General features: G+C 75.5%; 21 protein-coding genes. 7 read left to right on the plus strand and 14 right to left on the minus strand.

From position 1 onward, the window contains the following. Nucleotides 1-83: 83 nt before the first annotated feature. From ACFVU3_RS04340 to ACFVU3_RS04365, 6 genes are all read right to left on the minus strand, one after another. Nucleotides 84-1,925: an ABC transporter ATP-binding protein gene (locus ACFVU3_RS04340; RefSeq protein WP_390063505.1), complete on the minus strand. Its 1,842-nt coding sequence runs from the start codon at nt 1,923-1,925 to the stop codon at nt 84-86. Continuing rightward, nucleotides 1,922-2,779 (minus strand): ABC transporter permease, encoded by an 858-nt coding sequence (locus tag ACFVU3_RS04345; RefSeq protein ID WP_390063507.1) that lies wholly within the window; start codon nt 2,777-2,779, stop codon nt 1,922-1,924. The genes ACFVU3_RS04340 and ACFVU3_RS04345 overlap by 4 nt, the downstream gene beginning before the upstream one ends. Nucleotides 2,780-2,784: 5 nt before the next feature. After that, nucleotides 2,785-3,729: an ABC transporter permease gene (locus tag ACFVU3_RS04350; protein WP_390063509.1), complete on the minus strand. Its 945-nt coding sequence runs from the start codon at nt 3,727-3,729 to the stop codon at nt 2,785-2,787. Between the two features lies 1 nt (nt 3,730). Then, a complete protein-coding gene (locus ACFVU3_RS04355) occupies nt 3,731-5,323 on the minus strand; it encodes an ABC transporter substrate-binding protein (protein WP_390063511.1) in 1,593 nt (530 codons plus the stop codon). Between the two features lie 251 nt (nt 5,324-5,574). Next, nucleotides 5,575-5,646 (minus strand): putative leader peptide, encoded by a 72-nt coding sequence (locus ACFVU3_RS04360; protein ID WP_359521833.1) that lies wholly within the window; start codon nt 5,644-5,646, stop codon nt 5,575-5,577. Between the two features lie 76 nt (nt 5,647-5,722). After that, nucleotides 5,723-6,952 (minus strand): ROK family protein, encoded by a 1,230-nt coding sequence (locus ACFVU3_RS04365; protein ID WP_390063513.1) that lies wholly within the window; start codon nt 6,950-6,952, stop codon nt 5,723-5,725. A gap of 481 nt (nt 6,953-7,433) precedes the next feature. Here ACFVU3_RS04365 and ACFVU3_RS04370 point away from each other — a divergent pair, with 481 nt between their 5' ends. Next, the gene (locus ACFVU3_RS04370; RefSeq protein WP_390063515.1) at nt 7,434-8,378 is read left to right on the plus strand and encodes a TauD/TfdA dioxygenase family protein; all 945 of its coding nucleotides are present in this window, start codon (nt 7,434-7,436) and stop codon (nt 8,376-8,378) included. 79 nt (nt 8,379-8,457) lie between these two features. Here the strand turns inward: ACFVU3_RS04370 and ACFVU3_RS04375 are convergent, their stop codons facing one another. Continuing rightward, nucleotides 8,458-8,823: a cupin domain-containing protein gene (locus tag ACFVU3_RS04375; RefSeq protein ID WP_390063517.1), complete on the minus strand. Its 366-nt coding sequence runs from the start codon at nt 8,821-8,823 to the stop codon at nt 8,458-8,460. 178 nt (nt 8,824-9,001) lie between these two features. Between ACFVU3_RS04375 and ACFVU3_RS04380 the strand changes: the two genes are divergently transcribed. Beyond that, entirely contained in the window at nt 9,002-9,439 is a 438-nt protein-coding gene (locus ACFVU3_RS04380) for an SPW repeat protein (RefSeq protein ID WP_390063519.1), read from the plus strand. 234 nt (nt 9,440-9,673) lie between these two features. Beyond that, complete coding sequence (locus tag ACFVU3_RS04385) at nt 9,674-10,963, plus strand: ATP-binding protein (RefSeq protein ID WP_390063521.1); 1,290 nt, start codon at nt 9,674-9,676, stop codon at nt 10,961-10,963. A gap of 57 nt (nt 10,964-11,020) precedes the next feature. Here the strand turns inward: ACFVU3_RS04385 and ACFVU3_RS04390 are convergent, their stop codons facing one another. Continuing rightward, complete coding sequence (locus tag ACFVU3_RS04390; protein WP_390063523.1) at nt 11,021-11,938, minus strand: carbohydrate kinase; 918 nt, start codon at nt 11,936-11,938, stop codon at nt 11,021-11,023. A gap of 199 nt (nt 11,939-12,137) precedes the next feature. Here ACFVU3_RS04390 and ACFVU3_RS04395 point away from each other — a divergent pair, with 199 nt between their 5' ends. After that, nucleotides 12,138-12,725 (plus strand): YdeI family protein, encoded by a 588-nt coding sequence (locus tag ACFVU3_RS04395; RefSeq protein WP_390063525.1) that lies wholly within the window; start codon nt 12,138-12,140, stop codon nt 12,723-12,725. On the opposite strand, the gene ACFVU3_RS04400 is transcribed toward ACFVU3_RS04395, so the two are convergent. Continuing rightward, nucleotides 12,722-13,297: a GNAT family N-acetyltransferase gene (locus tag ACFVU3_RS04400; RefSeq protein WP_390063527.1), complete on the minus strand. Its 576-nt coding sequence runs from the start codon at nt 13,295-13,297 to the stop codon at nt 12,722-12,724. The genes ACFVU3_RS04395 and ACFVU3_RS04400 overlap by 4 nt on opposite strands. An 8-nt stretch (nt 13,298-13,305) precedes the next feature. Next, a complete protein-coding gene (locus ACFVU3_RS04405) occupies nt 13,306-13,956 on the minus strand; it encodes a TetR/AcrR family transcriptional regulator (RefSeq protein ID WP_390063529.1) in 651 nt (216 codons plus the stop codon). 121 nt (nt 13,957-14,077) lie between these two features. Between ACFVU3_RS04405 and ACFVU3_RS04410 the strand changes: the two genes are divergently transcribed. After that, nucleotides 14,078-15,112, plus strand: coding sequence for a hypothetical protein (locus ACFVU3_RS04410; RefSeq protein ID WP_390063531.1), 1,035 nt, complete (start codon nt 14,078-14,080; stop codon nt 15,110-15,112). 7 nt (nt 15,113-15,119) lie between these two features. On the opposite strand, the gene ACFVU3_RS04415 is transcribed toward ACFVU3_RS04410, so the two are convergent. Then, complete coding sequence (locus ACFVU3_RS04415; protein ID WP_390063533.1) at nt 15,120-16,316, minus strand: pyridoxal-phosphate dependent enzyme; 1,197 nt, start codon at nt 16,314-16,316, stop codon at nt 15,120-15,122. 45 nt (nt 16,317-16,361) lie between these two features. Beyond that, nucleotides 16,362-17,924, minus strand: coding sequence for a hypothetical protein (locus ACFVU3_RS04420; RefSeq protein ID WP_390063535.1), 1,563 nt, complete (start codon nt 17,922-17,924; stop codon nt 16,362-16,364). Between the two features lie 188 nt (nt 17,925-18,112). On the opposite strand from ACFVU3_RS04420, the gene ACFVU3_RS04425 reads away from it, so the two are divergent. After that, on the plus strand, nt 18,113-18,508 hold the full coding sequence (locus tag ACFVU3_RS04425; protein WP_390063537.1) for a hypothetical protein: 396 nt from the start codon (nt 18,113-18,115) through the stop codon (nt 18,506-18,508). 68 nt (nt 18,509-18,576) lie between these two features. Here ACFVU3_RS04425 and ACFVU3_RS04430 read toward each other — a convergent pair whose 3' ends face one another. After that, nucleotides 18,577-20,430, minus strand: coding sequence for a hypothetical protein (locus ACFVU3_RS04430; RefSeq protein WP_390063538.1), 1,854 nt, complete (start codon nt 20,428-20,430; stop codon nt 18,577-18,579). A 176-nt stretch (nt 20,431-20,606) separates the two neighbouring features. On the opposite strand from ACFVU3_RS04430, the gene ACFVU3_RS04435 reads away from it, so the two are divergent. Further along, nucleotides 20,607-22,106: a PP2C family protein-serine/threonine phosphatase gene (locus tag ACFVU3_RS04435; RefSeq protein ID WP_390063540.1), complete on the plus strand. Its 1,500-nt coding sequence runs from the start codon at nt 20,607-20,609 to the stop codon at nt 22,104-22,106. A 150-nt stretch (nt 22,107-22,256) separates the two neighbouring features. Here the strand turns inward: ACFVU3_RS04435 and ACFVU3_RS04440 are convergent, their stop codons facing one another. Beyond that, nucleotides 22,257-23,747, minus strand: a complete 1,491-nt coding sequence (locus tag ACFVU3_RS04440) for a hypothetical protein (protein ID WP_390063542.1) — start codon at nt 23,745-23,747, stop codon at nt 22,257-22,259. Between the last annotated feature and the right edge of the window lie 215 nt (nt 23,748-23,962).

The raw sequence follows: 23,962 nt of genomic DNA on the forward strand, positions 1-23,962 counted from the left end.
GGTGCGGACCGCGGGCGGGTCGAGGAGGACGGCGCCGGACGGGCCGCCGCCGGAGCAGGGCCGGCCCGGGGTGCAGCAGGCGTTCACACGGCCACCTTTCCGGCGGGGACGTTCAGGGGGACGGGGACCGGCTCGGGTACGGCGGCGAGCAGGGCCCGGGTGTACGCGGCGCGCGGCCGCTCGCAGACGGTGTCGGAGGCCCCCTCCTCGACGATCCGGCCCTCGTGCATGACGGCGATGCGGTGGCTGACCTGGCGGACGACGGCGAGGTCGTGGGCGATGAAGACCAGGGCGAGGCCCAGGTCGGCCTGGAGGTCGGCGAGGAGTCCGGTGATCTGCGCCTGGACCGAGACGTCGAGGGCGGAGACGGGTTCGTCGCAGATGAGGACGGCGGGTTCGGGGGCGAGGGCGCGGGCGATGCCGACGCGCTGGCGCTGGCCGCCGGAGAAGGAGCGCGGCAGCCGGTCGGCGGCGGCCGGGTCGAGCCCGACGCGGCGCAGGAGTTCGGCGACGCGGGCGGGCCGGTCGGCGGTGGTGCCGATGCCGAAGGCGCGCAGGGGCTCGGCGACGATGTCGCCGGCGGTCATGCGCGGGTCGAGGGAGGCGTACGGGTCCTGGAAGACCATCTGGACGCGCCGCCGGACGGCGCGCAGCTCCGCGCGGCCGGGCCGGGTGACGTCGTGGCCGTCGAGGAACAGCCGGCCGGTGTCGGCGGGGTGGGCGTGGGCGAGGATCCGGGCGAGGGTCGACTTGCCGGAGCCGGACTCGCCGACGATGCCGAGGGTCTCCCCCGCCCTGAGGGTGAGCGAGACGTCGTCGAGGGCGGTGTGGCGGTGCCGGCCGCGGCTCCGGTACGTCTTGCGCAGGCCCTCGGCCGCGAGGACGACGGGCCCGGGCGCCGGCCGGTCGGCGCGGGCGGGCGGCGGGGGCGGGGGCAGGGGTGCGGAGCGCTCGGCGGCCGGGTGGCAGGCGGCGCGGACGGTGTCGGTGAGCGGGACGAGGTCCGGTGCGGTGGTGCGGCAGCGGTCCTCGGCGAGCGGGCAGCGGGCGGCGAAGGAGCAGCCCTCGGGTGGGTGGCGCAGGTCGGGCGGGCTGCCGGGGATGCCGGTGAGGCGGGTTCCGGAGGGGGTGGAGAGGCGGGGCACGGCGGCGAGCAGGCCGGCGGTGTAGGGGTGGCGGGGGCGGGCCAGGACTTCCGCGGTGGGCCCGTCCTCGACGACGGTTCCGCCGTACAGGACGAGGACGCGCTCGCAGGTGCGGGCGACGACGCCGAGGTTGTGGGTGATGAGGACGAGGGCGGTGCCGGTGGTGCGGGTGAGGTCGCCGAGCAGGGTGAGGATCTGGTCCTGGACCGTGGCGTCGAGGGCGGTGGTGGGTTCGTCGGCGAGCAGGACGTCGGGTTCGCCGGCGAGGGCCATGGCGATGAGGATCCGCTGCCGCTGGCCGCCGGAGAACTGGTGCGGGTGGTCACCGAGGCGCCGCTCCGGGTCGGGGATCCCGACGAGGCGGAGGAGTTCGAGGGTGCGGGCCCTGCGGGCCGCCCTGTCCCGGCCGCCGTGGGCGCGGAGGACCTCGTCGAGGTGGCGGCCGACGGTGAGGACCGGGTTGAGGGCGGTCATCGGGTCCTGGAAGACCATGCCGACGCGGGTGCCGCGGACGGCCCGCAGCTCGTCCTCGGCGGCGGTGGTGAGGTCGGTGCCGTCGAGGAGGACGGAGCCGCCGGTGATCCGGCCCGTGCCGGGGAGCATCCGGAGCAGGGCGAGGGCGGTGGTGGACTTGCCGGAGCCGGACTCGCCGACGACGGCGACGGTCTCGCCGCGGCGCAGGGTGAGGGAGACGCCCCGGACGGCGTGCAGGTCGGTGCCGTCGGGGGTGGTGAAGGTGACGTGGAGGTCGCGGACGTCGAGGAGCGGGGTGGTGGTCATCGGCGGATCTCCCGGTTCAGCGCCTCCGCGACGAGGGAGAGGCCGAGGACGAGCGCGGTCACGGTGACGAGGGGGCCCGCGGCGAAGTGCGGGGCCTGGGCGAGGTGGGGCATGGACTGGCTGAGGACGGCCCCGAGGGTGGGTTCGGGGGGCCGGACGCCGACGCCGAGGAAGCTCATGGCACCTTCGAGGAAGACGGCGACGGTGAGGGAGACGGCGAACTGGACGACGAGCGGGTCGGCGGCGTTGGGCAGCACGTGCCGGGTGAGGATCCGGCGGCCCGAACTGCCTCCGACCCGGGCGGCGGTGACGTACTCGCGGCTGCGCTGGGCGAGGATCCCGGTGCGCAGGAGGCGTCCGAAGACGGGGATCTCGGCGAGCGCGATGACCAGGACGACGGGGAGCCGGCCGGGCCCGAGGACGGCGGTGACGGCGAGCGCGAGGATCAGTCCGGGGAAGGCGAGGATCAGGTCGAAGGCGCGCTGGACGGCGGTGTCGACGGCGGGGTGGGCGGCGGCGGCCAGGGCGAGGAGGGCGCCGAGGACGCCGCCGAGCGGGACGGCGACGGCGATGATGCCGAGGTCGGCGCGGATGCCGTACAGGAGCCGGGAGAGCAGGTCGCGGCCGAGGTCGTCGGTGCCGAGGGGGTGGCCGGGGGTGCCGACCGGGGCGAGGGTGAGGCCGCTCTGGCCGGTGGGCGGGTGTCCGGCGAGCAGCGGGGCGAGGAGCCCGGCGAGGACGACCAGGCCGACGAGGGCGAGGCCGGTGCGACCCCGGGCGGTGGCGAGGGCGGTGAGGTACGGGTGGCGGGGGCGGCGCGCGGCGGCCGGCGCGGGCGGGGCGAGGTCGGTCATGGCGGCTACTCCCACCTGATCCGGGGGTCGAGCCAGGCGTGGACGACGTCGGACAGGAGCTGGACGAGGACGAAGACGGCGACGAGGAGGAGCAGCAGGTCCTGGACGACGGGGTAGTCGCGGCGGACGAGGGCCTGTTCGGCGAGCTGCCCGAGCCCCGGCCAGGCGAAGATCGCCTCGACGAGGACGGCGCCGCCGAGGAGGTGGCCGGTCTGGATGCCGAGGAGGGTGACGACGGGCGGGAGGGCGTGGGGCAGGGCGTGGCGCCGGAGGATGCGGCGGGGGGCGATGCCGGCGGCGGTCGCGGTCCGTACGTGGTCCTCGGCGAGGGCGCGGCGGAGGCTGTCCTCCAGGAAGCGGCCGAGGACGGCGGCGCTGGGCAGGGCGAGGCAGAGGGCGGGCAGGAGGAGGTACTGGACGCCGAGGTCGGGCGCGGTGAGCAGGGGGACCCGGCCGCCGGACGGGAGGACGCCGAGGAGGACGGCGAAGAGGAGCACGAGGAGGACGCCGCTGACGTACGGCGGCACGGCGAGGGCCGCGGTGGTGACGGAGCGGACCGTGCCGCGGACCCACGGGCGGCGGGAGGTGGCACCCAGGATGCCGAGGGTGCCGCCGATGAGGGCGGCGAACAGCAGGGCGCCGAGGGTGAGTTCGAGGGTGGCGCCGAGGCCGTCGGTGATGAGGTCGGCGGTCTCGCCGCCGATGACGTAGGAGGGGCCGAGGTCGCCGGTGAGCAGTCCGCCGATCCAGTGGAGGTACTGGGCGGGCAGCGGGTCGTCGAGGCCGAGCCGGTCCCGGATGGCGGCCTGGACCTCGGGGCCGGCGTCGGGTCCGGCGAGGACGGCGGCGGGGTCGCCTGGGACGAGCCGCAGGATCCCGAAGGCGAGGACGGAGGCGGCGGCGAGCACGAGGAGGGCGGAGGGGAGCCTCCGCAGCAGGTATCCGCGCACGTCAGCCCGCCAGGTAGGCGTCGTCGAGGTTGAGGTAGGAGAACTTGTTGAGGGTGGCTCCGCGCAGCTTCCTCGACGCCACCTGGACGCTGCCGCGGATGGCGAGGTCGATGATGAACGCCTCGTCGAGGAGGGTGTCGGTGATCCGCTGCCGCAGGGCGTTGGCCTCGGCGCCGGTGGCGCGGCTGGTCCACGCCTCGCGGACGACCCGGGTGTACTTCTCCGAGCGGAAGCGGGAGGTGTTCTTGGCCGCGTTGAAGGGGTAGGCGCTGACGGCGAGGGTGGAGGGCTGGACCTGGGCGAAGCTGTGGCCCATGGCCCAGAGGGCGGGCATGGACTGGGAGATGAGCTTCTTCTGGGCGGTGGCCGGGTCGGTGGGCTCCAGGGTGACGTGGACGCCGATCTGCTGGAGGTCGTACTGGATCGCCTCGGCGAGCGCGGTCTCGCCGGGCAGGTTGACGTGGAGGAGCGGGAGGTCGAGGCGGCTGTGGCCGGCGGACCTCAGCAGCTCGCGGGCCTTGCCGGGGTCGTGCCGGTAGTGGGTGCGGCCGGCCTCGCTGAAGGCGGGCGAGGACTTGGGCCAGGGGGTGGCGGAGGCGAGGCCGTAGCCGCCGAGGACCTGCTTCAGGATCCGTTCGCGGTCGACGGCCCAGGCGAGGGCCTGGCGGACGGTCTTGTCGTCGAGCGGGGCGACGGTGGTGTCGACGCCGAGGTAGGAGGCGCCGCCGCCGGTGGCGTACTCGCTGACGACGAGGTCGGGGACGCCGGCGACGGTGGCGAGGTTCCGGCCGGGGACGGAGTAGGAGAGCTGGGACTGGCCGGTGCGCAGGGAGGAGAGGAGGGCGTCGGCCTGGGGGACGACGCGTATCTCGACGCCGTCGAGGTAGGGGCGGCCGGGCCGCCAGTACGTGTCGTGGCGCTTGAGGCTGAGGCCGGTTCCGGGGCGCCAGGCGGTGAGCGCGAAGGGGCCGGTGCCGTTGAGCCTCTTGCCGGCGACGGCTTCCTCGACGCTGTTCCGGTCGGTGATGATCATGAACTCGAAGAGGTCGAACAGGTTGTTGACGGGGTGCGCCAGCTGGAGGACCAGCGTGTGGTCGCCGCGCTTCTCGAAGCCGGTGACTGCGGCGGCCGTCGCCCTCAACTGGGCCGCGCGCAGCGGGTTCTGAAGGTTCTTCACCGCGAAGATCACGTCGTCCGCGGTGAACGGCCGCCCGTCGTGGAAGACGACTCCGGTGCGGAGTTCGAGGGTGAGGGAGCGGCCGTCGGGGGCGTACTCCCAGGAGGTGGCCAGCTCGGGCTGGGGTTCGAGCCTGTCGTCGTAGCGGGTGAGGGTGTTGTAGATCAGCCGCTGCTGGAGGGACTGGTTGCTCTGGGCGAAGAGCAGGCTCGGGGTGAAGTCGGAGTTGACGGCCACCGTGAGGGTGCCGCCGCGCCGGGGTCCGGCCGCGTCCGCGGCGGCGGGGGCCGCGGACTCCGACACGGCCGAGCGGCAGCCGGTCAGCCCCAGACCGAGGAGCAGGGTGCCGCCGCCGGCGGCGCGCAGGGTGGTGCGCCGGGAGGGGGCGAAGGGCGTGGAGGGGTACAGCTCGGTCATCGGTGCCTGCCTGGAGGAGGTCGGATCCGCTCGGCGGAGGTGGTTTCTTCCGCTGCGGGAGGAATCGAGGCGGAGGTGCGCGTGCGGGGGCGCGGCGTGCGGGAGCACGCCGGGCGCGGACGGCGAGGGGGGTGTACGGGCCCGGGGCACGCCGGGCGGACACGGACGCCGGCCCGCCGGAAGTGCGGGCGAGAGGCCCGGATCGGCGGCCGGGCGACGGGGGTCGCGGTCCCGTGGACCGCGCCGGAGGGTCAGACGCGGACGGCACAGACCGCGCTGGCGAGCCGACAGAGGTCGACGTGCCTGCGGGAGATGAGGCGCATGTCCGGATTCACGGGAGCAATATGGCAGCGGCTTCGAGACCCGGTCAACCGGCCGTGCCCGCATTCTGGGACGACATCAGGCGAGGACCCCCTGGACCGCAAGCCCTTGGAGGGTCTCAAGGGGCCTCCTGAACAGGGGATTCAGCAGCACCGTGCCCGCCGCGACCGGAAGCGTGGCCGGTCCGGCATGTGGACTGACGATCCGTTCGGGGTCGTCGCAGACGTGCGAGAGGTCGATCGCGGCCCCCCGGATCTCCTCCAGGTACGCCGGTTCGAGGACGCTCGCCTGCTCGGTGACGACGACGAGATCGGGGTTGAGGACGTCCAGGAGCAGGGCGAGCGCGCGCCCCACCGCCCGGGCCCGCTCGCGCAGCAGCCGGTCGGCCCGCCGGTCCCCGGCCGCGGCGGCGTCGACCACCAGCGAGGTGTCCGCCTCGGGCACGATGCCCCGCCGGACGGCGGTCAGCGCCAGCGCCGTGTTGGAGGCGGTCGCCTCCAGGCAGCCCGAACGGCCGCACGGGCAGGGCGCGGTGGAGTCCGGTACGGGCAGGTGGGCCACGTCGCCGGCGGCTCCGCCCGGCCCCTGGTGGACGACGCCCGCGAGACCGACGGCGGCGTCCACGACGTTCCCGACGAAGAGGTGGACCAGGCTGCGGCGGGCGGCGGGCCGGCCGAAGAGGATCTCCGACTGCGCGATCGCGCGGGCGTGGTTGTCCAGCCGGACCGCCGGGCCGCCCAGGGCGCGGGAGAGCTCGGCGGCGAAGGGCCGCCGGTGCCAGCCCAGCGCGTCGTGCCGGACGACGACGCCGGCGGCCGGATCGACCCGGCCGCCGATCGCGGCTCCCACTCCGAGCAGGGGGCGGCCGCCGGTGTGCCGGTCCAGGAAGGCGCGCAGTTCGGCGCCGACGGTGCCGGGAAGGCCCTCGGGCTCGAACGGCGCGTGGGGGTGCTGGTGCCGGGCGAGGACCCGCCCGCGCAGGTCCACGAGCGCGAACGTGGAGCCGGGCACCCCGAGATGGACGCCGGCCACGACCGGGCCGCCGGTGGCGCCGATGTGCAGGTCGACGGGGATCCTGGGGCGGCCCACTCCCCCGCCGCCGGACGGTTCCGGCAGCTCGCGCAGGAGGCCGAGCCGGGTCAGGTCGGTGGCCTGGCGGGAGACCGCGGCCGGGCTCAGCCCGGAGAGGCGGGCGACGGCGCCGCGGGAGACCGGACCGTGGTCGAGGACGGTCCGCAGCACGGTCGCCGCGTTCGCCTCGCGCCGTCCGTCGCCCGCCATCCGGGAACCGTGGGGCGTACTGGTCATCTCTGCCTCTCTGTTGCGGGAGCGTGAATTCCCCGGCGGGCGGCGGACGGGGCCGGGCGGCCCGCCGGGAACCCCCGCGCCTCGCCTGCCTCCGAGGGTGAAACGCCAGGTCAGCGGGGGTCACGGGGAACGGACCGCCGGACCGGGCAGGCGCCGATTCAACCACTGCGGCCGAGGGCCGGGGCGACGGGCGGGCGCTTGACGCCGTCCCCGGGGCGTTGCCAGTCTCCTGGACATGTTCGCGACCACCTCCTGTCCGGCCGTCACCGGCGCCTGACCCTCGCGACGTTCCCGGGGCCGGCGTTCCGTCCCGCGCCCCGCGTCTCCCCACCGCAGCGCACCGCACCGCGCGCGGCGTCCCGTCCCGCTGCCGGGCCCCCGCGCACTCCTATTTCTTCCGCTCCGAGATTAATTCCTCGGCACCTTCCCCGACATCTCCCTCGGCATCTCCCTCGACACCGCACCGAAAAGGACGCTTCCCATGTCGACCGCGACCACCACCACCCTCACCCTGCAGAAGCTCGGCGGGCGCCTCGGCGCCGTCCTCTCCGGGGTCCGCCTCGGCGGCGACCTCGACCCGGAGACCGTCGCCGGCATCCGCGCCGCGCTCCTCGCCCACAAGGTCGTCTTCTTCCACGGCCAGGACCACCTCGACGAGGAGGCCCACGAGGCGTTCGGCCGGCTCCTCGGCACCCCCGTCGCGCACCCCACCGTGCCGTCCGCCGACGGGCGTTACTCCTTCCCGATCGACTCCGACTACGGCGGCCGCGCCAACCAGTGGCACACCGACGTCACGTTCGTCCCCGCCTACCCGGCCTTCTCCGTCCTGCGGGCCGTCGTCGTCCCGCCGTACGGCGGGAACACCCTGTGGGCCAACACCGCCACCGCCTACGCGCACCTGCCCGAACCGCTGCGGCGCCTCGCCGACGGCCTGCGGGCCGTCCACTCCAACGCGTACGACTACGCGGCGCTGCGCCCCGACGCCGTGCCCGAGCAACTCGCGCGCTTCCGGGACGTCTTCGCGTCGACGACGTTCCTCACCGAGCACCCGGTCGTCCGCGTCCACCCGGAGACCGGCGAACGCACCCTGCTCCTCGGCAACTTCGTGCAGCGGATCAGCGGGCTGACCGGCGCCGACTCCCGCGCCCTCGTCGCACTCCTCCAGGCGCACGTGGAGCGCCCGGAGAACACGGTGCGCTGGCAGTGGCAGGCCGGCGACGTGGCGATCTGGGACAACCGCGCGACCCAGCACTACGGCGTGGACGACTCCGACGACCACGACCGCAAGCTGCGCCGGGTCACCATCGACGGCGACGTGCCGGTCGGGGTCGACGGGCGCCCGTCGGAGCTCCTCGAACCGTCCTCGGTCCCGGACCCGGCCTTCGGGATCGCGTCCGGCGCCTCGACCGGCGAGCCGGCCGCCTGATCACCCGGGGGCGGCGTCCGCGGGTCCGCCGGAGGGCGGGCCGGCCGCCGCCGCTCCCGCCCTCCTCCGCCACCCGCCGTCAGGAGGACTTGGCGTAGTCGGCGAAGCCGACCCAGTCGAGCGCCACGCAGGGATCGTCGCCGACCACCCAGGCGTCGTGGCCCGGGGTGACCTGCATGAAGTCGCCGGGTCCGAAGTCGTCCTCACGCCCGTCGTCCATCACGACGTGCAGGCGGCCGCTGACCACGTACCCGACGTGGGACGCCATGCAACTGTCCGTTCCGGCGATCGGTCTCACGTGTTCGGACCACCGCCAGCCGGGCTCGAAGACGGCGCGTCCGACGGCGCCGTTCTCGGTGTTGAGCAGATCCAGCCTGCCCTTGCCGCCCTCGAACGGACGGGTCTCGTCCGCCGAGTCGAAGCTTCTTCGGGTGATGCCGGTCATCGTCTCCGCCTCCCGGCGGTGCGCGGGTGCCCCGAGTCCTCTCCCAGCGTACGCCGCGCCGGTCGGCCGCTCTCGTTCCCGCTTCACATAAGGAACATATAAGAGCACAATGGGACTGCGGCCTTCGCGGCCGCGAGCGCGGTCCGACACGCAGCACGCCAGCAAGGAGGCGAGTCACATGGCCGACGTCTCTCACCGTCCCGGTGACATCACGGGACACCCCGACGCGACGGAGATGCGCGACCGCTACGCGCAGATCCTGCAGACCAGAGGAGTGGCGGCCGTCGAGGAACTCGTGATCCTCGCGGGCGTCTGGATCGCGGTCTCCTCGTACACCGTCCACTTCGCGGCCGCCAGGCCGGAGCTGGCCCTCACCAACCTGATCGTCGGCATCGCGCTCGCGGTCCTCGGCCTGTGCATGTCGATGGCCCCCGAGCGTTCCCAGGACCTCAACTTCGTCGTCCTGCTGCTCGGCGCCTGGACCATCGTCGCCCCCTGGGTCGTCACCCGGAACCCCGACACCGGGATGGTGCTCAGCAACGTCATCGCCGGCGCGTGCGTCTGTCTGTTCGCCCTCACCGCGGGCGGACTGCTCATGAGCAAGCGCAGGACGTGAGGCCCCGGGCCCTCACCCGACGGCGGCGCTCTCGCGGGAGCGCCGCCGTCCGCCGTACGCGTCCGCGCCGCTCCGCCCAGTGACGAAGCGGCGCGTTTCCCCACCCCGCCTTGTGCAGGATGGCGCAGGCCCCGCCGCCCGGCCCGCGCCTAGCCTCGCCGCAACGAGCACACAGCCCGCACACGGCACGCACAGCGCATGCGGACGGCATGCGCACGAGGGGCGGTACCACCGGTGAACTGGCACATCCACGACTACCGCGAGAACGATCTCGCCGCCGTCGTCCATCTGATCGACACCACGGCCGAGCTCGGCCAGGAGTCCGTCTTCTCCCTCGCCGAGTGCATCGGCGCCCTCACCTCCCGCCAGCCGGCCGTGGTCGCCGTCCACCAGGGCGTGCCGATCGGCGCCGCGCTCGCCTGCGTCTCCGGCGAGCGGGCCTGGGTGATGCGGGTCGCGATCGCCTCCGCCTGGCGCGGCCGGGGCCTGGCCAGCGCCCTCCTGGTGGAGCTGGAGCGCAAGCTCGTCGCCGCCCGGGTCGGGCGCATCGCGTACGTCCTGCCGGAGGAGGAACTGCTCGGCGAGGGACTGCTGAACGCCGGCTACACCCGCCAGCCCGCGGTGGCGTACTTCGAGAAGACCGAGCCGCTGCACGGTCCCGCCGCCGGACTCCTCGACGACCTCGGCGGCCGGCTCCTCCCGGGGGACCTGTGGGCGAAGGTGGCCGGCATGGAGCGGGAGAAGGACCTGATCGAACGACGGGTGGTGCTGCCGCTCGCCGAACCGGAGCGGGCCACCCGCCACGGCGTCCGGCCGCCCCGGGCGATCTGCCTCTTCGGCCCGCCCGGCACCGGCAAGACGACCTTCGCCCGCGCGGTCGCCTCCCGGCTCGGCTGGCCGTTCGTCGAGATCCTGCCGTCTCGGCTGGCCGACGGCGGCAACCTCGCGGCGGCGCTGCGCACGGCCTTCGCGCGGATCGCGGAGCTGGAACGGGTGCTGGTCTTCATCGACGAGGTGGAGGAGATCGCCCCCGTCCGCTCCGAGCCGGCGCGGCCCGGCGGGCTGCACGGCGTCACCAACGAACTCCTCAAGCTGATACCGGGGTTCCGGGAGGGCGACGAGCGGCTCCTGGTCTGCGCGACCAACTCGGTCCGCTCCCTCGACCCGGCCTTCCTGCGCCCGGGCCGCTTCGACTACCTCATCCCGATCGGTACGCCGGACAAGGCCGCCCGGGCCGCGATCTGGTCCCGTTACACGGACGGGCGGGCGGAGGTGGACATCGACGAACTGGTCCTCGCCAGCGACCTGTTCACCCCGGCCGACATCGAGCACGCGGCCCGGGTCGCCGCCCAGGCGTCCTTCGAGCGGGACCTGCTCGCCGTCGGCGGCCGGGGCGCGGACGCCCCGGTGCCGGGGGCGAGCACGGCGGACTACCTGACGGCGATCGCCGCCGCCCGCCCGACGGTCACCCCGGAGCTGGTCGAGCAGTTCGCGGCGGACATCACGAGCCACGCCCGGACGTGACCGCCCGGCCGGCTCCCGCTCGGACGCGGCCGGCCCGGGCGGGAGCGCCCCGGCGTGTCAGACCGCGCCCGCGCCGAGCGCCGCGTCCAGCTCCGCCCGGTCGGGCGGCTGGGCACCGGCCCGGGAGACCGTGACGGCGGCCGCCGCGCCGGCCCGGGCCAGGAGGCCGGCGAGCGCGTCGGCGCCGAGCGCGGCAAGCGCGGTCCTGTCCCGCCCCGCGAGGGCGTCGAGGACGGCCGACATGAAGGCGTCGCCGGCCCCGACCGTGTCGACGACCGCGACGGCCGGCGTCCCGGCTGCCAGGGTGTGCGCCCGGGTCACGGCCAGCGAACCGGAGCCGCCCCGGGTGACGAGGACGACCGCCGGCCCGCGCGCCAGCCAGCGCGCCGCCACCGCCTCCAGGGGCTCGCCCGGGTACAGCCAGGCCAGGTCCTCGTCGCTCGCCTTCACCAGGTCGGCGAGGGCCACGCACCGCTCGACCCGGGCCACCGCCGCCCCGTGCTCCCCCATCAGCGCGGGCCGCACGTTCGGGTCGTAGCTGACCGTGGCCGTGGGCCGGAGCCGCCCGGTGAGGGCGAGCACGGTGGCGGCGCCCGGCTCGGTGACGGCCGCGATGGAGCCGAGGTGCACGTGACGCACCGGTTCCGGGGTCGCGGGCGGCTCGTCGGCGGTCAGCGTCCAGGCGATGTCGAAGGCGTACGTCGCCCGGCCGTGCCCGTCGAGGGTGACGACGGCCGAGGGGGTGCGCGCGGGGACGCCGCCGACGGCCAGCCGCACCCCGGCGCCGGTGAGGTGCCCGGCGACGAGCCGCCCCGAGGGGTCGTCGGCGAGCTGGGTGAGGAGGGTGGTGTCGTGGCCGAGGCGGGCGAGGCCGTAGGCGACGTTGGCGGGGCTGCCCCCGGGGTGGACGACGTCGGCGGTGCCGGGGTCGCGGACGATGTCGGCGACGCACTCGCCGATCACCAGGAAGGACATGGGGTTCACAGCTCCTTGGCATAGGTGTCCTGGCAGCCTGCCCGGCCGCCGAGGGCGTTCGGGCCGGCATGACCGGACGCGTACGCGGTTCGACGTCGCCCGCGGATCACGACCGCTCTCCGGCCGGTGTCACTATCTTGTGCGGAGGCGCCCGGAGGGGTGCGGGGTACGTGCACGTGAACGCGGGGAAGGCGGACGGGTGGAGACGGTCGGTACGGACGAAGGTCTGGAGGTCCTCGCCTTCGACGGCGGCGACGAGCTGGAGGCGTGGCTCGCCGCCCACCACGGCGACACCCCGGGCATCTGGATGCTGCTGGGCCGCAAGGGAGGCGGCCTGCCCTCGCCGACGGCCGACGAGATCCTCGACGTGACGCTGGCGTACGGCTGGATCACCGGCAAGCGCAAGGCCCGCGACGAGCGTTCCTACCTCCAGAAGATCACCCCGCGCCGGCCGCGCAGCCTCTGGTCCCAGGTCAACGTGCGCCAGGTCGAGCAGCTGCTCGCGGACGGGCGGATGCGCGAGCCGGGGCTCGCGGAGGTACGGGCGGCGCAGGCGGACGGACGGTGGGCGGCCGCGTACCCCTCCCAGAAGGACGCGACGGTCCCGGACGACCTGGCGGCGGCCCTCGCGGACCGCCCGGAGGCGGCCCGGGCCTTCGAGGCGCTCGGGAAGACGGACCGCTACCTGGTGATCCTCTCCCTCTGGCAGGCCCGCACCGCGAAGACCCGGGCGGCGCGCCTCGAACGGGCGGTGACCCGGCTGGCGGAGGACGGCAGCCCGGGCTAGCTCCTGTCCGGATCCCGCCGGGCCGGTCCGGAAGGGACCGCCTCACGGCTCCGGCGGTAGAGGACCTGGTGGGCGTCCCACTCCACGAAGGAGCCGGCGTGCTCCAGGCCGACGGCTTCCAGGAGGCGGCGGGAGCGGTGGTTGGCCTCCTGGGTGACGGCGACGACGCTCGGGGCGGTCCTCAGGACCCGGGCGACGGCCGCGGCCACCGCCTCGCGGGCGTAGCCGCTCCCCCAGTGCTCGGGCAGGAACTGGTAGGACACCTCGGTCTCACCGCCCCGTCCGGCCTCCTCGACGGTGACGAGGCCGAGCACCACGCCGTCCTCGGCCCGCACGACGGCGTGGCATCCGGGCGCGCCGACGATCCGCCGCTGCCGGATGCGGACGACCGACGGGATGACCGGCCCGCCCAGGTGGCGCCGCACCTCCGGGTCGGTCCAGAGGCGGGTGACGGCGGGCAGGTCCGCGCCGCGCACGGGCCGCAGCAGCAGCCGGTCGGTGCGGAGGGCGTCCTCGTGCGGCGCCCCGGCGCGGCCGGGGTGCGCCGGGCGGGGGGACGGCGAGACGGTCATGTCTCCGATCATCGCAGGCCGGCGGAGGTTCCGGCCGCGGACGGTCCGGCGCCGCGGCTGCGGACGAGGGGGAGGAAGACCTCGTCGACGATCTCGACGAGGACGTCGTCGGGGGCGCTGGGCACGCCCCGGACCACGAACTCGTTGCGGAGCAGGACGACGGCGACGGTGGCGACCCGGGGGTGCAGCGCCTCCGGGGCGGCCTCGCCGCGCGCGACCGCCCGGCCGAGGACGGTGAGCCAGGGGGCGGCGGCGGCCTCGCCGGACTGGTCCTGGAGGCCGGCGAGGAATTCGGCGGCCCCTCCGGCGGCGGCGAGGAGTTCCCGCAGGACGGCGCCGAGCGGCGAGCTCCAGTGGCGGTTGGCCTGCCGCAGCAGTTCCAGGGCGTCGCCGCGGAGGCCACCGGTGTCGGGGACGGGGGCGGTGGTGGCGAGCCGCTTGTAGGCGGCGGTGCCGAGGGCCAGGCGGTGGGGCCAGCGGCGGTAGAGGGCGTTCTTGTTGGTGCCGGCGCGGGCGGCGACCTTGTCCATGGTCATGCCGGCGAAGCCGGACTCGGCGAGTTCCGACGCGGCGGCGTCGAGGATCGCGTCCTCCAGCGCGGCGCCGCGCCGCCGGGTCCGCCCGGGCTCCGTCCGCCGCTCCCCCGCCTCCCGCACCATGGCCACCCCTTCTCCGGTACCGGTCGTACCTCCCCATCTTCCTTGCCCGCCCACCGCCGGCCCAATTAAGGTACGGTCAGTACCTTAATGGGCATGTGGCGAACGAGGGCGGGAGCGGATCATGCGCGCCAGAGGCATCAGCTACGACACGGGGTTCGTGCGGCACGGGCGGAACTCCCGCCGCGCCTTCGAGCCGGAGACCGTCCGCCGGGAGCTGGAGATCATCCGGGACGACCTCCACTGCACGGCCGTCCGCGTGATGGGCGGCGACCCGGACCGGATCGAGCGGGCGGCCGGGTACGCGGCCGACCTGGGTCTGGAGGTCTGGTTCTCGCCGTACCCCCTCGAAGAGACCGGTGCCGGCATGCTCGCGCTCTTCGCGGACTGCGCGGAGCGCGCGGAACGGCTGCGGCGGCGCGGCGCCGACGTCGTCTTCGTGACGGGCGCCGAACTGAGCCTCATGAACCCGGGGTTCCTCCCCGGCGCCGACACCGACGAGCGGGTGGCGCTGCTCCGCCGCCCGGACGCGCTGCGGGCGGCGCTCGGCGGGGCCCGGGCCCGGGTGAACGCCTTCCTCGCCGAGGCGGCGGCGGTGGTCCGCGCCCGCTTCGCGGGCCCGGTCACCTACGCCTCCGTCCCCCTCGAAGCGGTCGACTGGACGCCCTTCGACGTGGTCTCGGTGGACGTCTACCGCTCGGCGGAGATCGCCGACGGCTTCGCCGAGGGGGTGCGGGGCATGGTCGCTGCGGCCCGCGGCAAGCCGGTGGCGGTCACCGAGTTCGGCGCGGCCTGCTACCGCGGCGCGGGCGACCGGGGCGCGCTGGGCCTGGAGGTCGTCACGTACGACGCGTCGGGCCCGGTCCGGCTGACCGGGGCGTACGAGCGGGACGAGGAGGGCCAGGCCGCGTACCTGCGCGAACTCCTCGCCGTCTTCGAGGAGGCGGGCGTCGACACGACCTTCGTCTTCACCTTCGCGCTCCACGACCACGTCCACCGCCCGGACGGCGATCCGCGCGCGGACCTGGACCTGGCGAGCTACGGGGTGGTGAAGGTGTACGAGGACCGGAAGGGCACGCGCTACCCGGACCTGACGTGGGAGCCGAAGGCGGCCTTCGGCGCGGTGGCCGACCACCACCGCGCGGCGAAAGGGAGATGAGGCGCGGTCAGCCGGCCAGCAGGGCCCGTACGGCGTCCCAGTCCGCGTCCATCGGCGCGACGGCCTCCCGCCCCGTCGACACGTCCTTGTACCCGCTGGAGGTGACCACGCATACCACGGGCCCGTCCTCGTCCGCAGGATCCGGCCCGTGCGCGCGCAGGCCGGCGAGCCCAGCGGCGGCCGACACCTCGCACCAGACGCCCTGAGCGGCCAACTCGTCCCGCGCCGCCTGGAATTGAGCCTCCGTCACCGTGCGCGCGGCGCCACCGGTGCCCCGGACGGCCAGCACCCCGCGGTAGCTGTTCACCTCGCAGTCGATGGCGTAGGCGGCGGTCGGGCCGACGGGCACGCGCGCGGCCGGTCGGCCGGACCGCAGCGCCTCCGTGAGCGCGCCCGCGGCCGCCGGCTCGGCACCGTACATCCGGGGCACGGACCCCGTCACCCCCAGCCGGACCAGCTCCTGGAAGCCCTTCGCGACCCCGAACAGCAACTCGCCGTAACCGGTGGGCACATGGACGGCGGCAGGGGCCCGGCCGAGCGCGAGCGCGATCTCGTACGCGATCGTCTTGTACCCCTCCGGGCCGAACGGGTGACCGGTGTGCGCGGAGTCGGTGACGCTGCTGACCGACTGGAAGCCGAGTTCGCCCACGATCCGCCGCATCAGCGGCCGCACGGAGGCGTACGGGACGGTGAGCACGGTCGCGCCGTAGGCCCTCAGGTGGGAGGCGACGGCGGGCGGCGCGTCCGGCGAGGTGAACACCGCGCACGGCAGCCCGGCGCGGGCCGCGTACGCGGCGGCCGCCGCGCCGTGGTTGCCGGAGGAGGAGACGACGACGCCCCGCGCGCCGGAGGCCACGGCGGCGCTCACCGCCACCCGGTTCAGCCGGTCCTTGTGGCTCCACGTCGGGTTGCGCGACTCGTCCTTCACCCACACCCCGCCGGCCAGCTCCACCAGCGGCGTGTTCCCCTCCCCCAGGCCGGGCGCGGCCAGCGGCGGCAGCAACGGCGCCCACCGTTCGAGCCCGTGCGCGGCAGACGCGTCGAACAGGTCAGCGGGCACCGCGTCGTAGTCGTACTCCACCTCCAGGGGATAGGCGACCTCCTCGGTGGAGGTCACTGGACATCCGGCGGTGAGCGGCGGCCACAGCGGGTGCCGCACGGACGGGTCGGCGAGCGAACGCTGGGCACGGGCGAGAGACGTCACGAGAAGCCTTCCTGCGGGAACGGGAACGTCAGGGGCGGGCGGAGCTCACGGCACGCGGACGCCGGGGCCGGGCAGGCCCGCCCGGTCCAGCAGCTCGTGGAGGCGGCGGGCGGACAGGTTCGGGTTGGCCGCCGCGCCCTCCGCCGTCGCGGGGTCGTCGAGCAGCGCCGCGAGCGCGTCCTCGTCGCGCAGGGCCGGGTGGGCCGCGGCCGCCCGGCGCACCCGCTCGTCGGGGTCCGCGAGCAGGTGTACGGGCGCCCGGTCCAGGCCGGGGTCGGCGGCGGCCAGGGCACGGACCTCCGGATCGTCGTGGCCGAGCAGGTGCTGGAGGCCGGTGCGGGGCATCCCGGGCAGGGTCAGCAGGTGCCGCCGCTGCCGGGGACGCGCGACGAAGGTGGCGAGGACGACCTCCGGCGGCGCCAGCGGGTGGAGGCAGGCGAGCCGGTGCCGCACCTCGGGGTCGGGGTCCCCGGCCAGCCTCGCGACCAGGTCGGCGGGCAGGGCGGGGTGGCTCGCGGCGACCCGGCGGAGGATCGCGTGCCCGGACACGGCGCAGGCCGCGTACCAGCTCGCGTCCGGCCCGTGGGGCGCCCAGGCGTCCGGCTCGGGGATCGGACAGTCGCAGTCCACGGCGTGCCGACCCACCACGCCGTCGATGGCGGCGCGCTCGGCCCAGGTCCGGGGCAACGGGTGCGCCGCGGCCCGTGCCCGGACGGACTCGTCCGGGTCCTCGGCCAGTTCCGCCAGGAGGGCCGCGTCCACGTCGGCCCGGGCCGCCACGCGTTCGCGGACCTCGGGGTCCGGCTCCCGGACGAGGCGGACGACGACGTGGTACGGCGTGTGGCGGTTCTGCGCCAGCGCCCACAGGTTGCGCCGCTCGGCGAGGCACGCCTCGGCCACGGCGTCGGTGACGGGCCGATTGGTGAGCAGGTCCGCCCGGTGGTGGCAGTCCCGCTCCGGGAGATCGGCCTCCATGGCGACGGGGTCCAGCTCCCTGATCCGCCGGGCGATCGCCGCGCGCACCCCGGGATCCGGATCGGCCGACAGGGCCGCGCGCCGTGCCGGGACGAGCTCGTCCCCCATGTTGTTCACCCCCATGGCGCGGAGCGCGGGGTGCGGGTGCTCGTGCAGCCCGCGCCAGAAGGACAGCGGGATCTGCCCCGAGAAGGGCAGCTGGCCGGCGATCTCGGCCGCCGTGAGCATCCCGTCCTCCGCCACCCCCTCCGCCGTCAGGAGCGCTTCGAGGACGGCGTCCGGCAGGGGCCGCGGCCTGCGGGGGCGGGGACGGGGACCGGTGGCGAGGTCCGCGCGCACGAGGCTGGAGGGGTCGTCCACCAGCCTGCCCCGCTGGGCGGGTTCGGCGTGGGGATTGCCGGCGAACGCGCGGCGGACGGCCCGGTCCGGGTGCGCGACCACCGCGTCGACGACGTCGTCGGGAAGGTCCCGTTCCCCGCAGAGGGTGTGCCACGCCGGCCGCCCGGCCGGGTCGAGGAGGCGTATCAGGACGTCGGGCGCGGCGGCCCGGTTGGCGGCGACGCCCCGGAGCCAGGCGTCCCGGAGGGACGAGGAGGCGGAGGAGGCGGAGGAGGCGGAGGAAGGGGACGGCATCGGAACATCCTGTCAGGGCGCACGCCGTGACGGGCCGCCGGTGCTCCGGGGCCGCCTCCCGCCGGACGCCGGTAGCCTGGGCGCGAGACGACGACAGGGGGGCACGAGTGGGGCGCGGGACCATCAGACGGGCCGCGGGGACGGTGACGTTCCTGGACGTTCTCCGGAGCCCGGGCAGACTGCGCGACATGGTGCCGGGAGCGGGCGGGGGCCGCGCCGAGGCCGATGTGGCGGCGCTGCGCGGGGGCGAGGCGCGCGAGGTGTCCGCGTTCGCACGAGAGGGGAGCCGCCTCCGGCAGGGCTCGCTGATCCTGGACACGGGAGCGGAGTCGCCGGTGGTGTGGCGGCCGTACCGGTTTCCCGGGCGAGCGGGCGACGGCGTACCGCTGACCGCGCCGTTCCACGTCCACGGGGCGGGACCGGTCACCGGCCCGGGAAGCGCCTCGGTCGACCGGAGCGTCTTCCGCCTGCTCTCCGTCCAGGCGTCCGACCGCTCCTGGGAACTCGCCGTCCCCGCGGTGGACGTGCCCCTCGTCCGCGCGGCGCTGCAGGGGGCTGGGGCCGGGTCGCCGGGCCGGGCCTGAGTCTCAGGGCGGGCCTGGGCGGTGAGGCCCGAGGTCCGGCTCGTACGAGCCGGACCGGCCGGCTTCGGTCAGCGGGAGTGCATGCGGCGGCGCAGGGCCTCCAGGGCGCCCGGCCGGCGGCCCGGGACACGGCGGCGGAGCGCCAACAGGGTGGGGCCGAGCGCGCGGGCGCGGGCCGCGTCGGTGATCTGCTCCCACTGGTGGTGCGCCCGGTCCACCGCGCCCTCGACGTCCCGGTCGTCCGGCTGCTGGCGCAGTCCCAGCCGCGCCTCGGCCACCGCGAGCCAGAGTTCGCAGCTGCGGGCCGGCTCCCCCGCCAGCCGCGCGAGGTCCGCCCGCACCTCCATCCAGTGCACGGCCTCCCCCGAACGGGGCCCGAACCTCCGCAGCGCGTCCCGCTCCCACGCCGCCGCCATCTCCGCCGCCTCCGCGTGCCGTCCGGCCATCGCGGCCGACAGGATCGCGGGATGCGGATCGTGCGGGGCCGGCTCCGCCGGCGCGGCGGGCCCGTAGGCGGCGCGGCGCGGGTCCACCGGCGCCGCCGCCCCGGCCGCCCGCAGGGGAGCGGGCGGGACGGCGGGCGCGGGAGGCACGGGTGGCGCGGGGGCCGCGGCGGGAGGAACCGGGGGCATCGGCGGGACGGCCTTCTCCAGGACCGGACTCCCCGCGGCCTTCCCCTTGGCCGGAACCAACTTCATGGTGCCGGAGGACAGTTCGAGCTCCTCGGGAGCCGGAGCCGGGACGATCGCGGCGGGAGGGGAAGCCGGGGTCGGCGCGGACTCGGGCTCAGGCGCGGGCTCGGGTGCGGCCTCGACCTCAGGACCGGCCTTCGATCCGACCGGTTCGGCCGGTGCCGGTACGGGCGGAGCCGGAGCGGCCGGAGCCGGAGCGGCCGGAGCCGGTGCCGCCTCGACCTCCGCCTCGACCTCCGCCTCGACCTCCGCCTCGGCCGACGCCTCGCCCTCCGCCGCCGCAGCGGCTGCGGCTGCCGGCACAGGCGTCGCCGGTACGGGCGGTGCCGCCGCGAACCCCGCGGGCAGAGGAGGCACCCCGCTCGGGGCCGGCGGCCCGGCCGGAACGGGAACGGCGGCCGGAGTCGGGGAGACCACCGGCACCGGCACGGCCACCGGCACCCCCTCACCGGCAGGCACCGGCACCTGCACCGCCACCGACACCGCCGCCCCCCGCACCCGCGGCTGCGGCACCGGCGGCGCCGCCTGCCCGCCCGGGGCGAGGAACAGCGCCTGCTCGGACCGGGTGCGGGCGGCCGCCTCCGCGTGCAGGGCCGGGAACGGGAGGCGGACGCCGGCCCGCCACTGGTCGGCCCAGGCACGGAGGTAGTCGGGGGTGGCCCGCTCGCCCCGGCGCGGGGACGGGATCACCCGGGCGTAGAGCGCCGGAGCCGGGTTGAGGCGCAGCAGGTCCGCGCCGGCGCCGAGGCGGGTCCACGCCTCCGGGTCGGCGACGAGATCGGCGACGACCGTCGTCGATCCGGCCGGACGGACGGCCGCCGCCTCCGCGAGCCAGTGCCAGGGCAGGGCGGTGTAGCGGAGGGCCGCCGAGGTGCTGCGGGCCAGCGCCAGGTGGGGCAGCTGCTGCCGGCGGTCCAGGTGGAGCTGGCCGGCGAGGAAGACCACGAGCGGGCCGGGGCTCTGCGCGGCGGCGCGCAGCCGGGTGAGGACGGTCTGCGGGTCGACGGGGTCGGCGAGTTCGACGAGCGTCGCGGTCGCCGTGCCGGTGAGGACACCGGGCGGCACCGCGGCGAGCGCGGGCAGCACGGAGGCCGCGTCCATGGTGCGCCCGCGTCCCGCGGGCGCCGCCGCGAGCAGCACCGCCGTGCCCGCCGGGACCGAGGTCACCGCCGCCTCCCCCGTGTCCGTGCCCACCGCGCCCGCCGTACCGTTCGCCTCGTCGCTCACCACATGTGCACCGTAACCCGTTGTGTCGTGGCCGATAACGGCCGGGCCTTTGACATATGCCGGAAGCACCACCGGATCGAGTGTTGCCAAACCCCTTACGGCCGCTCCGCCCCTGTGCCACAGTCGTCTCCAGGACCCGTTCCCACCCGGGCCGCGCCGCGCCTGTATCGGAGTACGACATGCCGTCCCCTCTGTTCGCGGACCACCCCGCCCAGCCTCCTGAGCCGGGCGCCGTGGACGCGCTGATCTCGCAGACGAGCCGTCTGCGCGGCGAGGTCGACGCCGTACGCCGGGACGCCGCCGCCCACGACGACGATCCCCAGCAGCGCTGGCAGCGCGCGCTCTGCGATCTGGCGATGCATCAACTCGACGACCTCAGGGCGCAATTCGGCCAGCTCCGCGACGGCGCCCCCGCCCCGACGCTCCCCGCCCCCGAGGACGCCGCGCCCGTGGACGGGCCGCCCGAGGAGGAGGGGCTCGTCTTCGACGGCTCCTTCACCAGCGACGCCGGCGCCGCCTACGGCGAGGCGCCCGCGCGCACCGGTTCGCTCCTCACCCGCGTCGGCAGCGCCGAGTGGAACCTGCTGACCGACGAGGTGAGCTGGTCCGAGGAGCTCTTCCAGATCTTCGGCCGTTCCCGCGAGCTGGGCCCCATGTCGCTCGACGAGATGCCCACGGTGGTCTTCTCCGAGGACCAGCCGCGCCTCCAGGCGATGGTGACGGACTGTCTGATCGACGGGAAGCCGATCGACGGCGAGTTCCGGATCGTCCGCACGGACGCCAAGGTCCGCACCGTGCACATGACCGGCGAGCCGGTCCTCGACACCGACGGCTGCACGGCCTCCATGTGGGCCGTCTTAAGGGACGTCAGCGAACTGCGGCGCAGCGAAAGGGCCGTCCGGGAGAGCCGGGACAGCCTGGAGCACAGCCGGCAGATCGAGCGCACCGAGCGCCGGGTCGCCGTCGAGCTCCAGGAGGCCGTCCTCCCGCCGTGGCGCGGCTCGCTCCGCTTCGCGCACGGCGGCCCCGCCCCGCTGGACGTCGCCGGGCACTACTTCCCCGCCGCCTCCACCGGCCTGATCGGCGGCGACTGGTACGACGCCCTCGCCCTGCCCGCCGGCGACGCGCTGCTCACCGTCGGCGACCTCACCGGCCACGGCGTGGCCGCGACCTCCTCGATGGCGATGCTGCTCGGCGCGCTCCGCGGCATGGCCGTGGCCGGGATCCGGCCGGGCGCCCTGATGGGCCACCTCAACCAGCTCCTGGAGACCTCCGGCCAGCCCGCGCTGGGCAGCGCGATGTGCTGCCGCTACGACCCGGTGGCGCAGACCCTCACCTGGGCACAGGCCGGCCACCCCGCCCCGCTGCTGTTCCGCGGCGGAACGGGGCGTCCGCTGCGCCGCCCGGAGGGCGTCCTCCTCGGGGCGACGCGAGCGGTCGCGTACGAGGAGACCGAGACCCGGCTCCACCCGGGCGACGTGCTCGTGCTGCACACCGACGGTATGACCCGGGGCGCCGACGTCCTCGACGACACCGGCGTGGCACGGCTGCTCGACCTCGCCCCCCGGCTGGCGGAGGCGCGGGACGCGCAGGAGTGCCTGCGGTCGGTCCTGGAGGAGTTCGGCGAGGAAGCCCGCGAGGACGACGCCTGCGTGATGGTGGTCCGCGTCGGATCCTGAGGCAGGCGAGTTCTCCGGAGCCACGGCCCGGCACGTCGGGGCGTCTTCCGGGTCCCCCGCACGAGGAGTCGTGCGCCCGGCATGCCGGAGCACGGTCCGGTGCGTCCGCTCCGTCCCTCCCTGTACCGCTGCCCGGGGACGCGCCCGCTCTCAGGCCAGTCCCGATCGCGGGGCCTCCGGCGAGCGCGGCAGCTCGACCTCCAGCTCGGCGCGCAGGTCCTCGATCTTCGAGTAGCCCGCGTACTGGCCGGTGAGCCGGTACATCTCGCGCAGCCGGTGCCACGTCCGGTGCGAGGAGGTCTCGCCCATGGAGATCAGGGCCAGCCGGGCGTAGCGGTCCGCCTGCTCGGGGTCGTCGGCGATGAAGCACGCCGAGGCCATCGAGATGTGGTCGAAGAGCTTCGAGCGGTCGTGCCCGTCGCGCCGCAGGTCCAGGGCGAGCCGGGCATGGCGCTGCGCGGTCACCGCAGCCGTCGGGTCGTGCTCCGCGAGGGTCCGGTAGGCCAGGGCCTGCATGCCGTGCATGTCGGCCTCGTCGAAGCTCTGCATCCAGTTCGGCGTCTTCTCGTTCCGGTCGGAGACGAAGAGGTCCTCCGCCTCGCCGAGGGTGCGGCGCATCGCCTGGCCGTGCCCCATCGACGCCTGCGCCCACGCCTCGATGGTGTGGAACATCGCCTGGGTGCGCGGCAGCAGCCGCTCCCCCGCGCCGGACTTGGCCAGCTTCATCAGGTCGAGGGCGTCGTCGGGACGGCCCAGGTGGACCATCTGGCGGGCGGCCCGGGAGAGCGCCTCGCCGGCCCGGGGCCGGTCGCCGCTCTCGCGCGCCGCGTGGGTGGCGATGACGAAGTACCGCTGGGCGGTGGGTTCGAGACCCACGTCGTGGGACATCCAGCCCGCCAGGACGGCGAGGTTGGCCGCGACGCCCCACAGCCGGCGCTGGAGGTGCTCGGCGTGGCGGTACGCCAGCATGCCGCCCACCTCGTTCAGCTGGCCGACCACGGCCTTGCGCTGGAGGCCGCCGCCCCGGGACGCGTCCCAGGCGCGGAAGACCTCCACGGAACGCTCCAGCGCCTCGATCTCCTCCGACCCGATGGGGGCGGCCTCGTAGCGGTCGTACCCGGCGGGGTCGGCGTGGAGGGGATCGGTGGCCCGGGGGGCCGCGGCGGGGCGGGAGGGCTCGGTCCTGAGCCAGTCGTGCAGGGAGCTGTTGAGTGCGGATCCGGCGGTGAGCGCGATACCCGCGCCCATCAGGCCGCGTCGGTTGAGCATGAGGTCCATTCCCGTGAATTCGGTGAGGACCGCAGCCGTACGGTCGGGAGCCCAGGGCATTCCGTCAGGGTTCTCGTCGTTGTTCCTGACGGCCTGCCGTGTTCCGGCACGCCCGCGTCGTACGAACCCGAGGTCCTCGATGGTCACGACACGACCGAGTCGCTCGGTGAACAGGGCGGCCAGCACCCGGGGGACGGGATCGCGCGGGGTCTCCCCCTTGTCGATCCAGCGCCTCACCCGCGAGGTGTCGGTCGACAGCTGGGGGTGGCCCATGGCCGCCGCCTGCCGGTTGACCAGTCTCGCGAGTTCGCCCTTGGACCAGCCGGCGAGGCCGAAGAGGTCCGCCAGGCGGGTGTTGGTCTGTCCTGTCACGTCTAAGCCCCCAGGTTCTCGGCTGAGTTGACAGTAGCCCGCTGTCATAGGGCTGGCGACTATTCGCCAGGGTTCGCCAGGGTGCGCTCAGTGTTCCGCTACCCGGGCGCGGGTGTGATGTAGGTATGCGCCACCCCGCCCCGTCGACCGGCCCTCATTTTCCCCAGGGTGCGGACCGGGGGCGGGCGGGGCGACGCACGCGATTCGTCGGCACA

It is taken from the genome of Streptomyces sp. NPDC058052, assembly GCF_042885515.1.
GTDB lineage: Bacteria > Actinomycetota > Actinomycetes > Streptomycetales > Streptomycetaceae > Streptomyces.